Genomic DNA, 17,926 nt, shown 5'->3' on the forward strand with positions numbered 1-17,926 from the left:
GTCAAGGCTTACTCGTAGGAGAAGATGCTGCCGAGCTTGTCCATGCGTTCGAGCGCCATGCCCGAACCGCGTACGACACACGTCAGCGGATCTTCAGCGACGAGCACCGGCAAGCCGGTCTCTTCAGCCAGCAACCGGTCGAGATCGCGCAGCAAAGCGCCACCACCGGTCAGCATCATGCCGCGCTCGGCAATGTCGGCGCCCAGTTCCGGCGGCGTTTGTTCCAGCGCGATTTTCACCGACGAAACGATCTGGTTCAGCGGATCGGTCAGTGCTTCGAGAATTTCATTGCTCGAAATGGTGAAGCTGCGCGGGATGCCTTCGGAAAGATTGCGGCCCTTGACTTCCATCTCCTTGACTTCGGAGCCCGGGAAAGCCGAACCGATTTCCTTCTTGATGGCTTCAGCTGTCTGCTCGCCGATCAACATGCCGTAATTGCGACGGATGTAATTGACGATAGCTTCGTCGAACTTGTCGCCGCCCACGCGCACGGAACCCTTGTACACGATACCGCCGAGCGAAATCACGCCCACTTCGGTCGTGCCGCCGCCGATGTCGACGACCATGGAGCCCGTTGCCTCGGACACCGGCAAGCCGGCGCCGATGGCCGCAGCCATGGGTTCTTCGATCAGATACACCTGCGACGCGCCCGCGCCGTGTGCGGCTTCCTTGATCGCGCGCCGTTCGACCTGAGTCGAACCGCACGGCACGCAGATGATGATGCGCGGCGAAGGCGAGAACATACGCGATTCGTGCGCAGTCTTGATGAACTGCTTGATCATCTGTTCCGTGACGGTGAAGTCGGCGATAACGCCGTCCTTCATAGGCCGGATAGCTTCAATGTTGCCCGGCACCTTGCCGAGCATCTGCTTCGCTTCGCGGCCGACGGCCTGAATGGTCTTCTTCCCATTAGGACCGCCTTCCTGGCGAATGGAAACCACCGATGGCTCGTCAAGGACGATGCCCTTGCCCCGCATGTAGATCAGCGTGTTGGCGGTGCCGAGATCAATCGCCAGATCGTTTGAAAAGTAGCTGCGCAAAAAACCGAACATTCAAAATCCTGTCTCGCTGGGAGCCGTGCCTCGCTTCGAGCGCCAAAGGACGGCAGCGGAAAAAAATGACAGCCTGCAGCGGGACCCAATTTTGGCCACGCAAATTGCAAGACTGCGGAGAAATCTACCGGAGGATGCAAGCGAACCAGGCGTGCACTTTTCTTAAAAATCTGAAACTAAGAACAGGCCGCTGGTAAGTCGATCCGGATTTGGGTCGAACGCGTAATGATACCTTATAATTTTGGGGTGTTCGAAGGAAAAGGACGGTACATTTTGCCACCGTCAAGCCTGCTTTTTAAGCTCCTTTATCTCGAATTGCAGTCGCACTGTTGTCGCACTGTTTCTCAGCGTGTAAGTCGAAAAAACCCGGTGATCGAATGTCTCTGACCCTGACCGATGTAAAACGCATTGCGCACCTCGCGCGGCTCGAATTGCCCGAGCACGAGGCCGAACCCACGCTTGCGCGACTGAACGACTTCTTCGGTCTCGTCGAGCAGATGCAGGCCGTGGATACCACGGGTATCGAACCGCTTGCGCATCCGATTGAGCAGATCGAGAAAGCTGAGCTGCGTTTGCGAAATGATGTTGTTACAGAGCACGTAAACCGCGAAGAGTTCCAACGGTCTGCGCCTGCCGTGCGCGACGGGCTGTATCTCGTGCCCAAGGTGATCGAATGAACGTCGTGTTTTGAAACATCGCCTCCGAGGCAATGTAATTGAGGCGATGCAATACACGCACGAAAACAAAAGGCGCACGGTACTCGATACCCGGCGCCCTTCAGGAAGAACGCAATGCATCAAAAAAGCTTGACCGAACTGCGCGCGGCTCTCGACGCAAAGACCCTCTCCGCCGTCGAACTCGCGCAGCTCTTTTTGCAGCGCATCGACGCAGCGAAGGATCTCAACGCGTTCATCAGTGTTGACCATGAACTCACGCTTGACCAGGCAAAAGCTGCGGATGCGCTGATCGCCAAGGGCGAAGCGGGCGTGCTGACCGGTCTGCCGATCGCGCATAAAGACGTGTTTGTCACGCGCGGCTGGACCTCCACGGCCGGCTCGAAAATGCTCGCGAACTACGCGAGCCCGTTCGACGCCACGGTTGTGGAACGTCTCAAGAACGCGGGCGTGGTAACGCTCGGCAAGACGAATATGGACGAATTCGCGATGGGTTCGTCCAATGAGAATTCGTACTTCGGCCCGGTCAAGAACCCTTGGGATCTCAAAGCCGTTCCGGGTGGATCGTCGGGCGGCTCGGCTGCCGCAGTGGCTGCACGCCTCGCGCCCGCCGCCACCGGCACGGACACCGGCGGCTCGATTCGCCAACCCGCGTCGTTCACCGGCATTACCGGAATCAAACCAACGTACGGCCGCGTTTCGCGTTACGGCATGATCGCGTTCGCGTCGTCGCTGGATCAGGGCGGACCCATGGCCCGCAGCGCGTCGGATTGCGCGTTGTTGCTCAACGCCATTGCGTCGTTCGATCCGCGCGACTCGACCAGCCTCCAGCGCGAGGACGAAGATTACACGCGCTATCTCGGTCAGCAATGGTCCGGCACGGATGCGGCCAAACCGCTCGCCGGCTTGCGCATCGGCTTGCCGAAAGAGTTCTTCGGCGACGGTTTGAGCGCCGAAGTGCGCAGCGCGATCGATACCGCCCTGAAGCAATACGAAGCGCTCGGCGCAACGCTGGTCGAAGTCTCGCTGCCGAAGACCGAATTGTCGATTCCCGTGTACTACATCATCGCGCCGGCTGAAGCTTCGTCGAACCTGTCGCGTTTCGATGGCGTGCGTTATGGCCATCGCGCGGCTGAATACACCGATCTTCTCGATATGTACAAGAAGTCGCGTGCCGAAGGTTTCGGCCCGGAAGTGAAGCGCCGCATACTCGTGGGCGCGTACGTGTTGTCGCACGGTTATTACGACGCGTATTACCTGCAGGCGCAGAAAATCCGCCGCATCATCGCGCAGGATTTCCAGGAAGCGTTCAATCACTGCGATGTGATCATGGGACCGGTCGCGCCATCGGTGGCATGGAATCTCGGCGAAAAAGCCGATGACCCCGTCCAGATGTATCTCGCCGATATCTACACGTTGTCGATCAGCCTCGCCGGCTTGCCCGGCATGAGCGTGCCGTGCGGTTTCGGCGCTGCCGGCAGCGCGCATGCCACGCGGCCGGTTGGCTTGCAGATCATTGGCAACTATTTCAACGAAGCCCGGTTGCTCCAGGTCGCCGACGCGTTTCAGCGCGCGACAGACTGGCACGTGCAATCACCGGCGGGAGTGTAAGTATGAGTACGCAATGGGAAGTTGTTATCGGTCTTGAGACGCACGCGCAGTTATCCACCGTCTCCAAGATTTTTTCGGGTGCGCCCACGCAGTTCGGCGCTGAGCCGAACACGCAGGCCTGTCCCGTCGATCTGGCGTTGCCGGGTTCGTTGCCCGTGATGAACCGTGGCGCGGTGGAGCGCGCGATTCGTCTCGGCCTGGCAATTGGCGCGACCATTGCGCCGCGCAGCATTTTTGCGCGCAAGAATTATTTCTATCCCGATTTGCCGAAGGGTTATCAGATCAGCCAGTTCGAGATTCCGGTCGTGCAGGGCGGTACCGTCACGATTCAGGTTCCGGCCAATGAGAAAACCGGCACGGCCGCTTACGAAAAGACCGTCAACCTGACGCGCGCGCATCTGGAAGAAGACGCCGGCAAGTCGCTGCACGAAGACTTCGCGGGCATGACGGGTATCGATTTGAATCGGGCCGGCACGCCGCTGCTCGAAATTGTGACGGAACCTGAAATGCGCAGCGCCGCCGAAGCGGTCGCCTACGCCAAGAGTCTGCACAGTCTTGTGCAATGGCTCGGTATCTGCGATGGCAACATGCAGGAAGGCTCGTTCCGTTGCGACGCGAATGTCTCCGTGCGCCCCGTCGGACAGGCCGAATTCGGCACGCGCGCCGAGATCAAGAACCTGAACTCGTTTCGTTTCCTCGAAGAAGCCATTCAGTACGAAGTGCGCCGGCAGATCGAGTTGATCGAAGACGGCGGGACGGTGGTGCAGGAAACGCGTCTCTACGATCCCGACAAGCGCGAAACGCGTTCCATGCGAAGCAAGGAAGACGCGCACGATTACCGCTATTTCCCCGATCCCGACCTGATGCCTTTAGTCATCGATGAAGCGTGGATTGCGCGGGTTCGCAGCGAATTGCCCGAATTGCCCGAAGCCATGCAGACGCGTTTTGTCGAGCAATACGGTTTGACGCCGTATGACGCGGCGGGGTTGACGTCGTCGAAGGGGATGTCGGCGTATTTTGAAAGCGTCGTTGGCGTAGTCGGGCCGACGCATGCGAAGCTCGCGGCCAACTGGCTGATGGGTGAAGTATCGTCGCAATTGAACCGCGATTCGCTGGATATTGCGAACTCGCCGGTTTCTCCCGCGCAGCTCGGGCTCGTCATTCAGCGCGTGGCCGACGGCACGATCTCCAACAAGATTGCCAAGGATATTTTCCAGGCGATCTGGGAAGAGAAAGCCACCGACGACGCCGCCGCCGATCGGATTATCGAAGCGAAGGGGTTGAAGCAGATTTCTGATACGGGCGCGCTGGAAGCGATCATCGACGAGGTGATGGCGGCTAATCAGAAATCCGTCGATGAGTATCGTTCGGGCAAGGAGAAGGCGTTTAATGCGCTGATCGGCCAGGCGATGAAAGCGACGAAGGGCAAGGCGAATCCGCAGCAGGTCAACGAGCTTTTGAAGAAGAAACTATCCTCTTGAGTTGACGGCTGGACTATTCGCGGGTTGTTGCCGGGTCTCGTCTGGCAGCAACCCTTTCTTTTATCAACCGGGATCAACCGAGAATCGCACGCGTGGCTAAAAAACCTGAGCTGGACGATTATCGCGTGCCGTATTTCGACGGCAAGAAGATCAAGCCGTTTGATCTGGCGTCTATCGATACCGCGTCGAAGCCGTTTTCGTCCGGCGCCAAAGACGCGGATCGGGAGCGTTTAAGCGAGTTGAGCACAGCGCTCGATGGCTTGCAGGAAAAGCTGCATGCACAACGCTCGCATCGCATTCTGCTGATCCTTCAAGGCATGGATACGAGCGGCAAGGACGGCACGGTTCGCGGTGTTTTTCACGATGTCGATCCGCTCGGTTTGCGCGTCGTGCCGTTCAAGGCGCCTTCCGAAACCGAAGCCGCGCACGACTTTCTCTGGCGCATTCATTCGCAAGTGCCGGCTGCGGGCGAGTTCGCGATTTTTAATCGCAGCCAGTATGAAGACGTGCTGGTGCCGCGTGTGCTGAAACAGATCGACAGCCAGGCGTGGGAACGCCGTTATCGGCAGATTCGCGACTTCGAAGCGATGCTTGCCGAAAACGGCACGACAATCGTGAAGTGCTTTTTGCATATATCGAAGGATGAGCAGAAGGTGCGGTTGCAGGCGCGTATCGACAATCCCGAGAAGCACTGGAAGTTTGATCCATCGGATCTGGATGCCCGCAAACTCTGGGACGAGTATTGCCTGGCTTATGAAGACGCCCTTGGGGCGACATCGACGGACATTGCGCCTTGGTACGTGATTCCCGCCGATTCGAAGACGCACCGCAACGTAATGATTGGGGAGTTGATGGTGCGCACGCTGCAGGGTTTGAAGCTCGAATATCCGCCGGCGAAAGAGTCGCTGAAAGGGATCAAGGTCGAGTAGTTCATCAACATACAAGGATGCTTCATGTTTCGTGTCATCACCGCTAATTTGAACGGTATTCGGTCTGCCGCCAAGAAGGGTTTCTTCGACTGGTTTGGCGAGCAGGATGCCGATGTTGTCTGTGTGCAGGAGATCAAGTGTTCGCAAGACGATCTCACGCCGGAATTTCTCGCGCCGCACGGTTTCCAGGGTTACTTCCAGCACGCCGTTAAAAAGGGATATTCCGGCGCGGGGCTTTATACGAAGCACGAACCGGATGAAGTGATCATCGGGTTTGGGAGCGAGGAGTTCGATCCGGAAGGGCGTTATGTGGAGGCGCGCTTTGGGGATTTATCGGTGATCTCGGTGTATGTGCCTTCGGGGTCCAGTGGTGAAGAACGGCAGCAGGCGAAATACCGGTTCATGGCTGAGTTCATGCCGCATCTTGAGGAACTGGCCAAAGAACGCGAAGTGATCTTGTGTGGCGATGTGAACATCGTGCACAAGGAAATTGATATCAAGAACTGGAAGAGCAATCAGAAGAATTCGGGTTGCCTGCCGGAGGAGCGTGCGTGGCTTACGCAACTCTTCGATGAAAAAGCCTATGTGGATGTATTCAGAACGCTGGACCAGCGGCCTGAGCAATATACGTGGTGGAGCAATCGCGGCCAGGCTTACGCGAAGAACGTAGGGTGGCGGATTGATTACCAGATCGCGACGAAGGGTGTTGCGGATACGGCCGCGGCGACTTCCGTTTTCCGCGATATCAAGTTTAGTGATCATGCGCCGTTGATTGTTGACTATAAGTGGACGGTTTAGTTTGTTCGCACCGGTGGACGGGGGGCGGTTTTGGGGTTAGTGGGGGGGCAGTGCCGGGGTGGTCGGTTCTGGGGTCAGCGGTTGGGGTTGATGCCGGGTTGCTGCTTTCAGTGTTAGCGGTCTGCGAGAGTCGGATTTTCTCTTTATCACTATTAGCCACTGTGCGTGGCGGCACGTCATTTCTTTGTCCAAAGCGACAAAGAAACGAAGCAAAGAAAGCGCTTTTAAAACACGCTACCCTAAGTGTCCACAGCGTGCAGTTTTTATTCATAGGTGCCCCAAAAGCACGGTGCTCGCCAGAGCGAAGGATGTTTGAACCCCTCCTTCTCGCGAATCCTGACATGAACACGCTTCGCCCCGTACGCTCTCGGGCAAGCACAATTGCTAAGGAACCCGCACGGCCCTACAGGTATTTATGGCTGCGGTTTTTTGACAGGTTAGCTACCTGGTCTGTGCGACCGTATTCATTCGCCACAGCTTGATGCGTGTTTGTGTTTACTGCTTCAGTTTTTGTGAATTGGCTGCGCGTTCTGTACAGCTATTTTCGTCGGTTACGGCCACCCGCATCTTCGCGACCTCGTTTTCAGCAGGGTTGGCGACATGGTTCGACGTGCGCACAAATTCGGTGGTTGGTCGTCCGCGGATAGCGCGGGGTGCTCCTTGGGCAGGTTCAATCACTGGTGGCGAAGCGTGTGGGTATCGGTGTTCGGAGAAGGAGGGTTTCACACATCCTTCGCTCTGGCGAGCACCGTGCTTTTGGGGCACCTATGAATGAAAACTGCACGCTGTGGACACTTAGGGTAGCGTGGTTGAAAGCGTTTTCTTTGCTTCGTTTCTTTGTCGCTTTGGACAAAGAAATGACGTGCCGCCACGCACAGTGGCTAATAGTGATAAAGAGAATATCCGACTCTCGCAGACCACCACGGCCGAAAGCACCAACCCGGCATAGACCCCGACCGCTGACGCTAGAACCCACCACCCCGGCATCAACCCCAACCGCTAACCCCTTGCCCAACCAGAACCCCGAGTGCGAACGAAACCCCCCTCACATATGAGGCTTCTTAAACCGCCCCATTCCCGCATAACCCGGCAACTGGTCCACCGTTTTCCCGATCGCTTTTGCATAAAGCGGCATCATATCCGGCAATCGCTTCATCAGATCGTGTACGCGCGCAGCGCCATACGGATGCATCCAGATAAAACCGTTCGGCGTGCGCCGCGTCCGCGCATCAATCTTCTTCCATAACGTGATGGCGGCGCGCGGATCGTAACCCGCCCGCGACGCAATCTCGCTGCCAATCACATCGGCTTCGGTTTCATCGGCGGCGGTATATCGCATGGCCAGCAACTGCTCGCCAATCCCCAGCGGAGTGGAACTGATATCGGCGAAACCGAATAACGGCGGAATCGTTCCCGTACTCAATTGCGCCGCCTGCTGACGCCCCAGCCGATCACGCGCATGTTCGCGCAACGCATGCGCAATCTCATGGCCGATCATCATGCCAAGTTCGTTATCGTTGAGACGCAACCGGTCTATCAGCCCGCTATAAATCACAATCTTGCCGCCCGGCAGGCAATACATGCGAATCTCGTCCGAACGCACCACATTGACTTCCCACTTCCAGTTCTTCGAGCGGTCATTCCACTTCAGCGCAAACGGAATTTCACGATTGGCAATTTCGCGTGCACGCTTCACGAGCGGATTGTCGTCGCCCAGAAGATGCTTGGTGCGCCGGGCCTCGCGCAGGATTTGAGCGTATTCGTCGGCGGACTGCTGTTCCAATGTCGCCGATGGAATCAGGTTGCGGAACAACGCCGCATTGCCAAAACGGATCTGGTCGGTGGCGGCGGAATAGGGCGGTTGTACATTAGCCGGTGCCGCCGGCGCTGCATCGGAAGTCCCCGACGCCGCGGACACCGCGAAGCTCAAGCCAGCATGTAGCGACACAACGCAAGCGGCGACGCGGATCAGGGCGTGCACCTTCATTGGACAGGTCTCCAGGGCGCGATTTTCGGCAACAGTAACATGCCTGGAATAGACAGCGCAGCGCAGATCATGAAGTACTCGAACCAGCCTGTTTGCGCGACCACAAAGCCACTCGATGCCGACGCCAACGTCCGCGGCACCGACGCAAGACTCGTAAATAGCGCGAATTGCGTGGCGGTATAACGCGGATCGGTCGTGCTCGCGATGTAAGCCACGAACGCGGCCATCGTCAGGCCGGTGGCGAAGGTTTCGAACCCGTAGAGCGCGGCCAGCGCCGCGGGCGACGGCCCGATTTTCGCCAGCCACGCAAAGCCGAGCGTGGAAACGATCTGCAACACGCCAAAGATCCACAGCCCGCGCGCAATGCCGATCTTCACCAGCCACACGCCGCCGACAATCCCGCCCGCCAGGCTCGCCCAGAACGCGACGGTCTTCGCAATGACGCCAATCTGCGTCTTGTTGAAGCCGATATCGAGGAAAAACGACGTGGAGAGCGTGGTCGCCATCGTGTCGCCGAGCTTGTACAGGAAGATAAAGCCAAGAATCAGCAGCGCCGTGCGCCAGCCGTCCCGGGCGATAAATTCGCGAAACGGCTGGATGATGGCATCGCGTAGATTCTTGGGCGGCGTGCCATGCACTTCGGGTTCGTTGACCACGAGCGTCAACACCATGCCCGGCAGCATGAACGCCGCCGTGACGAGGAAGACGGTGGACCACGGCAGGTGATCGGCGAGAATCAGCCCGAGCGAGCCGGGCACGAGCGCCGCAATCTTGTACGCGTTCACGAAGACGGCGTTGCCGAGTCCCTGCTCGGTGTCCGCCAGGAGTTCGCGACGGTACGCATCGATCGCAATATCCTGGCTCGCCCCGAAAAACGCGACGAGCGCGGTCAGCGCGGCGACGGTCCAGATCTGGTCTTTCGGCGATATAAACCCAAGCGCGCCAATGGCCACGGCCACCAGCAACTGCGTGACGAGCATCCAGCCGCGCCGCCGTCCCGGCCGCCAGCCCGGCAGGCGCGGCACGTAGCGGTCCATCAGCGGCGCCCAGATAAACTTCCAGGTGTAAGGAAACTGGATCAGCGCGAACAGCCCGATCTCTTTGAGGTTCACGCCTTCAGTGCGCAACCACGCCTGGACCAGATAGACGAGCGTGAAGAGCGGCAGCCCCGACGTGAAGCCGATAAACACGCAAATCAACATGCGTTTGTTGAGAAACGCGCGCCAGCCGGGGTGGTCTTCGTGAGCGGTAAGAGCGGGCGCCTCGTGTGGCGAGTTGGACATAGGATCGATTCGAAGCAGTAAGCGGTGCGCGAGCGACGAACCGGCAAGCTCAGTTCAGCTTCGCTTTACGCGATAGACCGCAAGGCTACCACGCCAGTTCGCCCCCCAACGGATGGACTGCCCACCGTGCAGCACCGCGCGATCGAGGATTTCGATCCCCACTTCCGGCGCCAGCGCCTCAAAATCCCGGATGGTGAGAACCCGTACGTTCGGCGTGTTATGCCATTGATACGGAAGCGTTTTCGACACCGGCATGCGCCCCTGCAAAACGGTTAGCCGATGCCGCCAGTACCCGAAATTAGGAAACGAGACAATGCATTCGCGTCCCACGCGCACGGTTTCACGCAGGATCGCGGCGGTTTGATGGATCGTTTGCAGCGTCTGCGACAGGATCGCGAAGTCGAAACTATCGTCTTCGAACAGGCGCAAACCGTCTTCCAGATTCTGCTGAATGACGTTCACGCCTTTCTGGGCGCACGCGAGCACGCCGGCGTCGTTGATTTCAATACCGTAACCCTTTACATCGAGTTCTTCGGCGAGCAGCGAGAGCAGCGACCCATCGCCGCAACCCAGATCCAGCACGGACGAGTTCGGTTCAACCCAGCGCGCAATGGCCCGAAAGTCCGAGCGCAGCGAAAGAGAGTCCAGCGTGATTTGGTTCATGCGCCCACCTCGGCGGCAATGCGTTCGTAATAGGCGCGCATCAGGTTGTGATAACGCGCGTCGTCGAGCAGGAAGGCGTCGTGGCCGTGCGGCGCATCGATTTCGGCGTAGCTCACCGTGCGTTTGTGATCGAGCAGCGATTTCACCAGTTCGCGCGAGCGTGCTGGCGCAAAGCGCCAATCGGTCGAAAAGCTAGCAATCAGATATTTCGCCGTGGTGTGCGCGAGCGACTTGGTCAGGTCGCCGTCGAACGCCTTGGCGGGATCAAAATAATCCAGCGCGCGCGTGATGAGCAGATACGTATTGGCATCGAAGTATTCGGCGAATTTATCGCCTTGGTATCTTAGGTACGATTCAACTTCGAACTCGACGTCGAAGTTGAAGTTGTACGCATCCAGAGCGCCTTCCGCCCGACGCAATGCGCGGCCGAACTTGGCGGCCATGTCGTCGTCCGAGAGATACGTGATGTGGCCGATCATGCGCGCGACCCGCAATCCGCGACGCGGCTTGACGCCGTGCGCATAATAATCGCCGCCATGGAAATCGGGATCGGACAGGATGGCGGAACGCGCGACCTCGTTGAACGCAATATTCTGCGCGGAGAGTTTCGGCGTCGATGCCACCACAATGCAGTGCGCCACGCGATCCGGATACATCATGCTCCAGGCCAAAGCCTGCATGCCGCCGAGGCTGCCGCCCATGACCGCGGCGAAGCGCTCGATACCGTATTGATCCGCTACGCGAGCCTGCGCGTGGACCCAGTCTTCAACCGTGACCACAGGAAAGCTCGCGCCGTACGGTTTGCCGGTGACGGCGTTCACGCTCATGGGACCGGTCGAACCGAAACATGAGCCCAGGTTATTGATGCCGATGACAAAAAACCGGTTGGTATCGAGCGGCTTGCCTGGACCCACCATGTTGTCCCACCAGCCGACGTTCTTGGGGTCGTCGACATAGACGCCCGCCACATGATGCGAGGCGTTCAGCGCGTGGCAGACGAGCACCGCGTTCGAGCGGGCGGCATTGAGCGTGCCGTAGGTTTCGACGACGAGATCATAGTCACCGAGCAGGCTGCCATTTTGCATGCGCAGCGGTTCAGTGAAATGCAGTGTTTGGGGAGTGACGATGCCGATTGATTCCATTCATTCCGCCTAAAGAAAACAGGGCGGCTAAACGGCGTCGGCGATGCGCGGAGGAGACCAAGCGGCGCGGCTGACAACCTCTTTAGCCGCATTTATAGTGAACCGGGTCAGGGTTCGCGCGCCCGCAATCGAGTCAGCAAATCGGCGCGTTGAAACAAATCAAGATAGCGGTGAAGTATATCGGAAAAACGGGAAAGGGGAGCTACGGGTACGGCTAGAGCAGCGAGCCCAAGCGATGAAGTTTGAAGTCCATACTACTTTTGTGATTTCAGGTGACTCGGGGTACGCCTGGTCTATCTGAGACCGCGCAAGCCTTTCAAAGACCGGATCTTGAGATCGACATAATGCGGCCGGCCGCTGGTCGGGGACCGAAGAGACTTCCCGCCGCTGGCATTTAAAACCGACGGCAGATGCCCCGTGATCCAGACCGTGCGAATCCCCAAGCGCTTATAGCGCTTCAAATGCCCACGCGTATCTTCTACAAGAACCGCGTCGGAGAGCGGCACATGAGCGCGCCGCATCGCGCGCCGAAGCATTCCTGCATCAGGCTTCGCGCGCCAATAACCGGTTCGGTCCTGCATATCCTCGATGGCAATCACGCGTTCAAACAGCTTGGCGATACCCAGTTCGTTGAGCACGGCGTGAGCATAAATTGAAGGCCCGTTGGTCAACACGATCTTCCGTCCCGGAAGCCCACGGATCATTCGTGCGAGACCGCGTTCGGCGCGAACCATGGAGCCGAGATCGGCAAAGGTATGGACGACGTGCAGGAAGTCGGCGGCGTCGATGGGATGATGGCGCACCAGGCCGAGCAGGGTGGCGCCGTATCGCTGCGTATAGCCGGTGCGCAACCGGTTGGCTTCGTCAACATCCACGCCCAGCCGGTCGATGATGTACTGCGTCATCCCGCGATTGATTGCGGGGAAAATCTCATGCGACGCGTGATGCAGCGTGTTGTCGAGATCGAATAACCAGACAGGGCGCCCGTGCGTGTTCATCCGGCGTCGGGAAGAACGCAAAAGCTCAACTCGAGCGCCGGCAGGTTCCACGTTCAATGCGCCACGTTCAATGCGAACGAATCATGGTCCCGAACGGCTGCTCGGTCAGGATCTCGAGCAGCACCGAATGCTCGATTCGACCATCGATGATATGCACCGAGCGCACGCCGCTCTTCGCTGCGTCGAGCGCCGATGAAATCTTCGGCAGCATGCCGCCGGAAATGGTGCCGTCGGCGAACAGCGCGTCAATCTCGCGTGCCGAGAGATCGGTCAGCAGATTGCCTTCCTTGTCCATCACGCCGGGGATGTTCGTCATCATCACGAGCTTCTCGGCGTTCAGCACCACGGCGAGCTTGCCCGCGACCAGATCGGCGTTGATGTTGTAAGACAAACCGTCTTCACCGAAGCCGATTGGCGAGATGACCGGGATGAACGCGTCGTCCTGCAGCGCCTTCACGACGGCCGGATTGATGGCTTCGACTTCACCCACCTGACCGATATCGATGAATTCGCCTGGATTGTCGCGATCCGGCATCATTAACTTGCGCGCGTGGATCAGGCCGCCGTCCTTGCCGGTGAGGCCGACCGCATGGCCGCCGAAATGATTGATCAACGTGACGATGTCCTGCTGCACTTCGCCGCCGAGCACCCATTCGACCACTTCCATGGTCTCTTCGTCGGTGACGCGCATGCCCTGGATAAACGTGCCCTGCTTGCCGATCTTCTTGAGCGCCTGATCGATCTGCGGACCGCCGCCGTGAACGATCACCGGGTTCATTCCGACCAGTTTCAGCAAGATCACGTCGCGCGCGAAGCCCTGTTTCAGGCGCTCCTCGGTCATCGCGTTGCCGCCGTACTTGATCACGATCGTCTTGCCGTGATACTGCTTGATATAGGGCAACGCCTCGGCCAGGATTTCGGCTTTCAGGGTCGGCGCGATCTGCGTAAGGTCGGGAAGCTCGGACATGGCGGCGATAAGGCGAAGAGCAGTTTAAACAGGCGGAATTGTACAGGACTGACGCGCTGCATCAGCGCGTTTCCGATAGCATTCCGACGACGGGTGAAAGTTAGCCTCTGGTCGCGCCAGTATGGGGTTGGCGCGTGAAATAATGACGCGATCGGGCAGGCGTGGGCGGGTCAAGACGTGGTGCTTCGGCAACGGCCGCATCGCGCACAATGCGGCTCGTGACCGCGTGTTTCGTTTTCGAAAGGCTTGGCTCCATCATGCGTTCCACCGACCCCGCTCCTCAATGCTGCGCCCTGTGCGGAGCGTTTTTCCGTTGTGCTCAGCAAACCGGCGACGCTCAATGCTGGTGCGCAGCGCTTCCGGCTTTGCCGGCCGAGCGCTTGAATCCGCGCATGACATGTCTTTGCCCGGATTGTTTGCGCGAAGAGACGCAACGTAGCATAAACGTGTGAATGTCGCGTTCGTGGCTGCGTTGGCGGAATGTGCGTGCGCATAAAAAAGCGGCGGTCCGTTGCCGGATCGCCGCTTTTTGCAGATTTAAACCTCTCGTAATGCTTACACGGCCGCTTTCTTCGCCGCCCGCTTACGCGGCGCCGCGCCGGTATGCGTTGCCGCGAGCGCGGCCAGATCACGCGTGACGTCGTCCATCACCGGCTCCCACTTCGAGAATTCCTTCTGCCGATACAGCGTCGCCGTCGGATACCACGGGCTGTCGGTGCGCTCCAGTTGCCAGACCCAATGCGGATTGGTGTCGAGGAGAATCCAGGTCGGCTTGCCGAGCGCCGCCGCCAGATGCGCCACGCTCGTGCAAACTGTAATCACGAGATCGAGTGAATCGATGAACGCAGCCGTGTCGTCGAATGATTCAAACTTGCCGGTGCGATCCGCGATCTCAAAACCACTGTCCCGAGCCGTGGATACCGCGCCCGACGCATCCTTCTGCAGCGAGAAGAACGCGACATTCTCGATCCCGCTGAACGCTTTCGCATACCGTTCAATCCCCACGCTGCGGAACATGTTGCGCTGATGGCCTTCGCTGCCGCTCCATACAAGGCCCACGCGCAGGCGTTTGTCGGCGGCGAATTCGGCACGCCAGTCGGCGGAGAGGTCGGCGTCGGCGGAAAGATACGCGCGCTTCGCCGGAATGGTGTCCGCGTCGATGCCGAAATGCAGCGGCAGGCTCAGCAGCGGGAAATGGAAGTCAGACGCGGGCAACGGCCCGTCGTGCGGCAGACATTCGACGCCTTTCGGCGCCATGCGTGCCATCAGCGGATGCAATGCCTTGAACGCAGCCCACACCAGCGTGCCGCCCTGCGCGTGAACCTTTTTCGCCAGCATTGGAACGAAACGGCAGAACTGCAGCGCGTCGCCGAAACCCTGCTCGCCCCACAGCAACAAGGTCTTGCCGCGTAGCGCTTCGCCGTTCCATCGTGGCATCGGGAAGTCGGGGTGCGCGTTGCGTAGTTCGCTTGAACCGTTCCAGCGCGACTCGAAATTGGCCCAGCCGCGCGCGTAATTGCCCTGCACGAGATCGAGAATGGAGAGATTGAACGGAAGGCGCTGCATTGCGGGCGCGATATGGAGCGCCGTTTCTGCGGCCTCGGTGGCCTCCGACCAGCGCTGCGCTTCTTTCAACCCGAGACTGTAGTTCGACAACGCGAGCGCATTCGACGGATTGATCTCGATCGCGCGCTTCCCGGCCGAAAGCGCACGATCGAGCTCCCAGCGGCGCGGATAGATGCGTGAGAGATTCGTCCACGCTTCGATATCGTCGGCATTCGCGGCGACGGCTTCTTCCAGCATGGCCAGTGCTTTATCTGCGCTGCCCGTGATTTCGTAGGCGACCGCCAGATTGTTGCGCAGCGTGAAGATGGCCGGATTGATCGCGTGGGCGCGTTCGTAGAAAGGAATTGCATCGGCGTGACGGTTGGCGAGCTGGAGCGCATAACCGAGATGCCAGAGCGCGAGCGCGTGCTGCGGATGCTGATCGACGAGTTGAGCCGCGAGCTGAATACCTTCGCCGATACGGCTTTGCTTCAGCATTGCGTCGATCAGGTCGAGGCAGATCTCGGGCCGGTCGGATTGCAACATCATGGCTGCCTGCAGCCACACAGCGCGCTCGGCCTGATTGCCTTGCGTGTTCGCGCTGCGAGCGTTGTCAATGAACGCGGTCAGCGCACGCGGGATAATGCTGTCTTGAGCGGCGCCGGTTTGCGGCGCTTCGCTGAGAAGCTGACTGGGGCGGGAGGATGGGCTGTTAGTCATTTTGTGTATGCGGCCTGGCCGCCCTGTACGAGACAACATTGGATGATGCGGCAATCCCCTTTGTCCAACCATTAGACTAATCTGAAATTTGAGGTGAAATTCACCGCGATGCATCGAATAACGAACACAGGCCGCGTCAATCTCGGTCACCTGTTTTGGCTTCGCAGTCTTGCGATCATCGGTCAACTTGTTACCATCGCCGTCGTACAGGCATTTTATGGTGCGCATCTCCCGTTAGCGGCCGTTCTGACCATTGTCGCGCTCGAGGTATTGTTCAACGCGCTGACATGGGTACGCGTTGCGCGCGCGCAGCCTGAAACGAATCTCGAACTGTTCGGGCAGCTCTGGGTCGATCTCGGCGCGCTGTCCGCGCTGCTGTTCCTGAGCGGCGGCGCCACGAATCCGTTTGTCACGCTGTACCTGCCGTCGCTCGCGATCGCCGCTGCTGTGCTGCCGTGGCGTTTGACCATCTGGCTCGCGTTGTTCGCGGTCGTCTGTTATTCGCTGCTGACGGTCAGCTATGTGCCGCTGAATATGGAAGATCCGCTGAATTTGTTCGAATATTTCCGCATCGGGCTATGGGTGAACTTCATGGTCAGCGTGGGGTTGATCGGCTGGTTCGTGGCGCGGATGTCGCGGGCGCTGCGGGCGCGGGATTTTGCGCTGGCCGATGCCCAGGAGCGGCTTCTGCGTGACGAGCGCGCCGTGGCGCTAGGGGTCCAGGCGGCTACGGTCGCCCATGAAATCGGCACGCCGCTGTCGACCATCGCGATGCTGAGCGAGGAGTTACGCGATTCCGCCCGTCACGACCCGCATCTCGCCCCCTATAGCGCCGATATCGAACTCCTCGAGCAGCAAATGACGTTGTGCACGTCCGCGCTCGCGCGCCTGCGCAGCCGCGCGACCGGACCCGCGCCGCGGCAACCGCTGGATGACTGGCTGCATGGGTTTGTCGAACAATGGCGGTTGCGGCATCCGCACGTGCGTTTCGAGTTGATTGAGTTGGAAGATGAGGCCGAGGAACACAAACGCGCGGGGCTGTTTCTCAGCGATCCCGTCGCAGTAGGGCAAATACTGACCATTCTGCTGGATAATGCGGCGCGGGCCAGCCGCGATTCGGTGACGCTCGCGACGTCGGCGAGCCGGCACCTTGGCGAGCCCGTGATTCAATTCGATGTCCGCGATCAGGGTCCCGGCATTCCGGTGGCATTGCGGGGTTCGCTCGGCGCGATGCCCGTCGACAGTACGCAAGGCGGCCACGGTGTCGGCTTGTATCTGGCATTCTCGGCAGCTACACGGCTTGGCGGGTCGATCGAGCTCACGCCAGCCAGCCCGCGCGGTACGCACGCCATCCTGCGTCTCGCCGACACAAGCGTCCCCGAATCGCGGGAAAAAGCAGCAAGGACGGGCCGCGGCGGCGTCGCCGCTTCCGTCACTACGGAGAAAAGAGCATGAGCGATACAAATTTTTTGGTCATCGACGACGATGAGGTTTTCTCGGGCATCCTCGCGCGCGGTTTGACGCGGCGCGGCTATACGCCGCATCAGGCGCACGACGCCGCCACGGCGTTGAGATTGGCAAACACGCAGAAGTTCAGCCAGATCACCGTCGATCTGCACCTCGGCAACGATTCCGGGTTGACGCTTGTCGCGCCCTTGCGCGATCTTCAGCCCGATGCACGGATTCTCGTGCTGACGGGTTACGCGAGCATCGCGACGGCGGTTCAGGCCGTGAAAGATGGCGCCGATAACTATCTGGCCAAGCCGGCGAACGTCGAGACAATCCTGTCCGCGCTGCAGGAGGAGGCCAGCGAGCAGACGGCCGAAGAGGCTATCGAGCACCCGGCGCTGCTGTCGGTCGCGCGGCTGGAGTGGGAGCATATCCAGCGCGTGCTGGCCGAGAACAGCGGCAATATTTCAGCCACGGCGCGAGCGTTGAACATGCATCGGCGGACACTGCAGCGCAAGCTGGCGAAGAAACCCGTGCGGCAATAAAGGTTATGTAGAACGTAAAAGGGCGGTTCCTTTGATTCCAGCGAGTGGCTGAAATCAAAGGAACCGCCCTTTTTGATTGAGC

The 17,926-nt window shown here is 59.2% G+C and carries 16 protein-coding genes; 8 read left to right on the forward strand and 8 right to left on the reverse strand.

Annotated features, from left to right (window positions below; translation table 11 throughout):
* Positions 1-8: 8 nt before the first annotated feature.
* The gene (locus ACSQ36_RS00250) at positions 9-1,052 is read right to left on the reverse strand and encodes a rod shape-determining protein (protein WP_017772379.1); all 1,044 of its coding nucleotides are present in this window, start codon (positions 1,050-1,052) and stop codon (positions 9-11) included.
* 377 nt (positions 1,053-1,429) lie between these two features.
* Here ACSQ36_RS00250 and gatC point away from each other — a divergent pair, with 377 nt between their 5' ends.
* From gatC to ACSQ36_RS00275, 5 genes are all read left to right on the forward strand, one after another.
* Complete coding sequence (gatC, locus tag ACSQ36_RS00255) at positions 1,430-1,729, forward strand: Asp-tRNA(Asn)/Glu-tRNA(Gln) amidotransferase subunit GatC (protein ID WP_213765121.1); 300 nt, start codon at positions 1,430-1,432, stop codon at positions 1,727-1,729.
* A gap of 114 nt (positions 1,730-1,843) precedes the next feature.
* Positions 1,844-3,337, forward strand: a complete 1,494-nt coding sequence (gene gatA / locus ACSQ36_RS00260; protein WP_436180527.1) for an Asp-tRNA(Asn)/Glu-tRNA(Gln) amidotransferase subunit GatA — start codon at positions 1,844-1,846, stop codon at positions 3,335-3,337.
* A 2-nt stretch (positions 3,338-3,339) separates the two neighbouring features.
* A complete protein-coding gene (gatB, locus tag ACSQ36_RS00265; protein WP_436180528.1) occupies positions 3,340-4,818 on the forward strand; it encodes an Asp-tRNA(Asn)/Glu-tRNA(Gln) amidotransferase subunit GatB in 1,479 nt (492 codons plus the stop codon).
* Between the two features lie 92 nt (positions 4,819-4,910).
* Complete coding sequence (locus tag ACSQ36_RS00270) at positions 4,911-5,747, forward strand: polyphosphate kinase 2 family protein (protein WP_436180529.1); 837 nt, start codon at positions 4,911-4,913, stop codon at positions 5,745-5,747.
* Between the two features lie 24 nt (positions 5,748-5,771).
* Positions 5,772-6,545 carry an exodeoxyribonuclease III gene (locus ACSQ36_RS00275; protein WP_436180530.1) on the forward strand — a complete coding sequence of 258 codons (774 nt, stop codon included), beginning with the start codon at positions 5,772-5,774 and terminating at the stop codon, positions 6,543-6,545.
* Positions 6,546-7,590: 1,045 nt separating this feature from the next.
* On the opposite strand, the gene ACSQ36_RS00280 is transcribed toward ACSQ36_RS00275, so the two are convergent.
* The 6 genes from ACSQ36_RS00280 to argB all read right to left on the reverse strand — a co-directional run bounded on the left by ACSQ36_RS00280 (position 7,591) and on the right by argB (position 13,585).
* The gene (locus ACSQ36_RS00280) at positions 7,591-8,532 is read right to left on the reverse strand and encodes a M48 family metallopeptidase (RefSeq protein ID WP_213768917.1); all 942 of its coding nucleotides are present in this window, start codon (positions 8,530-8,532) and stop codon (positions 7,591-7,593) included.
* Positions 8,529-9,815 (reverse strand): AmpG family muropeptide MFS transporter, encoded by a 1,287-nt coding sequence (locus ACSQ36_RS00285; RefSeq protein WP_436180531.1) that lies wholly within the window; start codon positions 9,813-9,815, stop codon positions 8,529-8,531. Before ACSQ36_RS00285 ends, ACSQ36_RS00280 begins: the two co-directional genes overlap by 4 nt.
* 54 nt (positions 9,816-9,869) lie before the next feature.
* Positions 9,870-10,478 (reverse strand): methionine biosynthesis protein MetW, encoded by a 609-nt coding sequence (gene metW / locus ACSQ36_RS00290; protein WP_213768919.1) that lies wholly within the window; start codon positions 10,476-10,478, stop codon positions 9,870-9,872.
* On the reverse strand, positions 10,475-11,620 hold the full coding sequence (gene metX, locus ACSQ36_RS00295) for a homoserine O-succinyltransferase MetX (protein ID WP_436180532.1): 1,146 nt from the start codon (positions 11,618-11,620) through the stop codon (positions 10,475-10,477). Before metX ends, metW begins: the two co-directional genes overlap by 4 nt.
* A 293-nt stretch (positions 11,621-11,913) precedes the next feature.
* On the reverse strand, positions 11,914-12,618 hold the full coding sequence (locus ACSQ36_RS00300; RefSeq protein ID WP_213768921.1) for a pyrimidine 5'-nucleotidase: 705 nt from the start codon (positions 12,616-12,618) through the stop codon (positions 11,914-11,916).
* A gap of 67 nt (positions 12,619-12,685) precedes the next feature.
* Entirely contained in the window at positions 12,686-13,585 is a 900-nt protein-coding gene (gene argB / locus ACSQ36_RS00305; RefSeq protein WP_213768922.1) for an acetylglutamate kinase, read from the reverse strand.
* A gap of 257 nt (positions 13,586-13,842) precedes the next feature.
* Between argB and ACSQ36_RS00310 the strand changes: the two genes are divergently transcribed.
* Complete coding sequence (locus ACSQ36_RS00310) at positions 13,843-14,037, forward strand: cysteine-rich CWC family protein (RefSeq protein WP_436180533.1); 195 nt, start codon at positions 13,843-13,845, stop codon at positions 14,035-14,037.
* Between the two features lie 103 nt (positions 14,038-14,140).
* On the opposite strand, the gene ACSQ36_RS00315 is transcribed toward ACSQ36_RS00310, so the two are convergent.
* Positions 14,141-15,850, reverse strand: a complete 1,710-nt coding sequence (locus ACSQ36_RS00315) for a tetratricopeptide repeat protein (protein WP_436180534.1) — start codon at positions 15,848-15,850, stop codon at positions 14,141-14,143.
* A gap of 108 nt (positions 15,851-15,958) precedes the next feature.
* On the opposite strand from ACSQ36_RS00315, the gene ACSQ36_RS00320 reads away from it, so the two are divergent.
* Positions 15,959-17,305 carry an ATP-binding protein gene (locus tag ACSQ36_RS00320; RefSeq protein ID WP_436183053.1) on the forward strand — a complete coding sequence of 449 codons (1,347 nt, stop codon included), beginning with the start codon at positions 15,959-15,961 and terminating at the stop codon, positions 17,303-17,305.
* Positions 17,302-17,844, forward strand: coding sequence for a response regulator transcription factor (locus ACSQ36_RS00325; RefSeq protein WP_089166514.1), 543 nt, complete (start codon positions 17,302-17,304; stop codon positions 17,842-17,844). The genes ACSQ36_RS00320 and ACSQ36_RS00325 overlap by 4 nt, the downstream gene beginning before the upstream one ends.
* The last annotated feature ends 82 nt before the right edge of the window (positions 17,845-17,926 follow it).

This window comes from Caballeronia sp. LjRoot34 (genome assembly GCF_964253815.1).
Taxonomy (GTDB): Bacteria; Pseudomonadota; Gammaproteobacteria; order Burkholderiales; family Burkholderiaceae; genus Caballeronia.

What these genes read in the sequence shown, in the direction of transcription:
- ACSQ36_RS00250 (WP_017772379.1), bottom strand. Translation starts at nt 1,052, where the DNA reads ATGTTCGGTTTTTTGCGCAGCTACTTTTCAAACGATCTGGCGATTGAT.
- gatC (WP_213765121.1), top strand. Translation starts at nt 1,430, where the DNA reads ATGTCTCTGACCCTGACCGATGTAAAACGCATTGCGCACCTCGCGCGG.
- gatA (WP_436180527.1), top strand. Translation starts at nt 1,844, where the DNA reads ATGCATCAAAAAAGCTTGACCGAACTGCGCGCGGCTCTCGACGCAAAG.
- gatB (WP_436180528.1), top strand. Translation starts at nt 3,340, where the DNA reads ATGAGTACGCAATGGGAAGTTGTTATCGGTCTTGAGACGCACGCGCAG.
- ACSQ36_RS00275 (WP_436180530.1), top strand. Translation starts at nt 5,772, where the DNA reads ATGTTTCGTGTCATCACCGCTAATTTGAACGGTATTCGGTCTGCCGCC.
- ACSQ36_RS00280 (WP_213768917.1), bottom strand. Translation starts at nt 8,532, where the DNA reads ATGAAGGTGCACGCCCTGATCCGCGTCGCCGCTTGCGTTGTGTCGCTA.
- ACSQ36_RS00285 (WP_436180531.1), bottom strand. Translation starts at nt 9,815, where the DNA reads ATGTCCAACTCGCCACACGAGGCGCCCGCTCTTACCGCTCACGAAGAC.
- metW (WP_213768919.1), bottom strand. Translation starts at nt 10,478, where the DNA reads ATGAACCAAATCACGCTGGACTCTCTTTCGCTGCGCTCGGACTTTCGG.
- metX (WP_436180532.1), bottom strand. Translation starts at nt 11,620, where the DNA reads ATGGAATCAATCGGCATCGTCACTCCCCAAACACTGCATTTCACTGAA.
- ACSQ36_RS00300 (WP_213768921.1), bottom strand. Translation starts at nt 12,618, where the DNA reads ATGAACACGCACGGGCGCCCTGTCTGGTTATTCGATCTCGACAACACG.
- argB (WP_213768922.1), bottom strand. Translation starts at nt 13,585, where the DNA reads ATGTCCGAGCTTCCCGACCTTACGCAGATCGCGCCGACCCTGAAAGCC.
- ACSQ36_RS00310 (WP_436180533.1), top strand. Translation starts at nt 13,843, where the DNA reads ATGCGTTCCACCGACCCCGCTCCTCAATGCTGCGCCCTGTGCGGAGCG.
- ACSQ36_RS00315 (WP_436180534.1), bottom strand. Translation starts at nt 15,850, where the DNA reads ATGACTAACAGCCCATCCTCCCGCCCCAGTCAGCTTCTCAGCGAAGCG.
- ACSQ36_RS00320 (WP_436183053.1), top strand. Translation starts at nt 15,959, where the DNA reads ATGCATCGAATAACGAACACAGGCCGCGTCAATCTCGGTCACCTGTTT.
- ACSQ36_RS00325 (WP_089166514.1), top strand. Translation starts at nt 17,302, where the DNA reads ATGAGCGATACAAATTTTTTGGTCATCGACGACGATGAGGTTTTCTCG.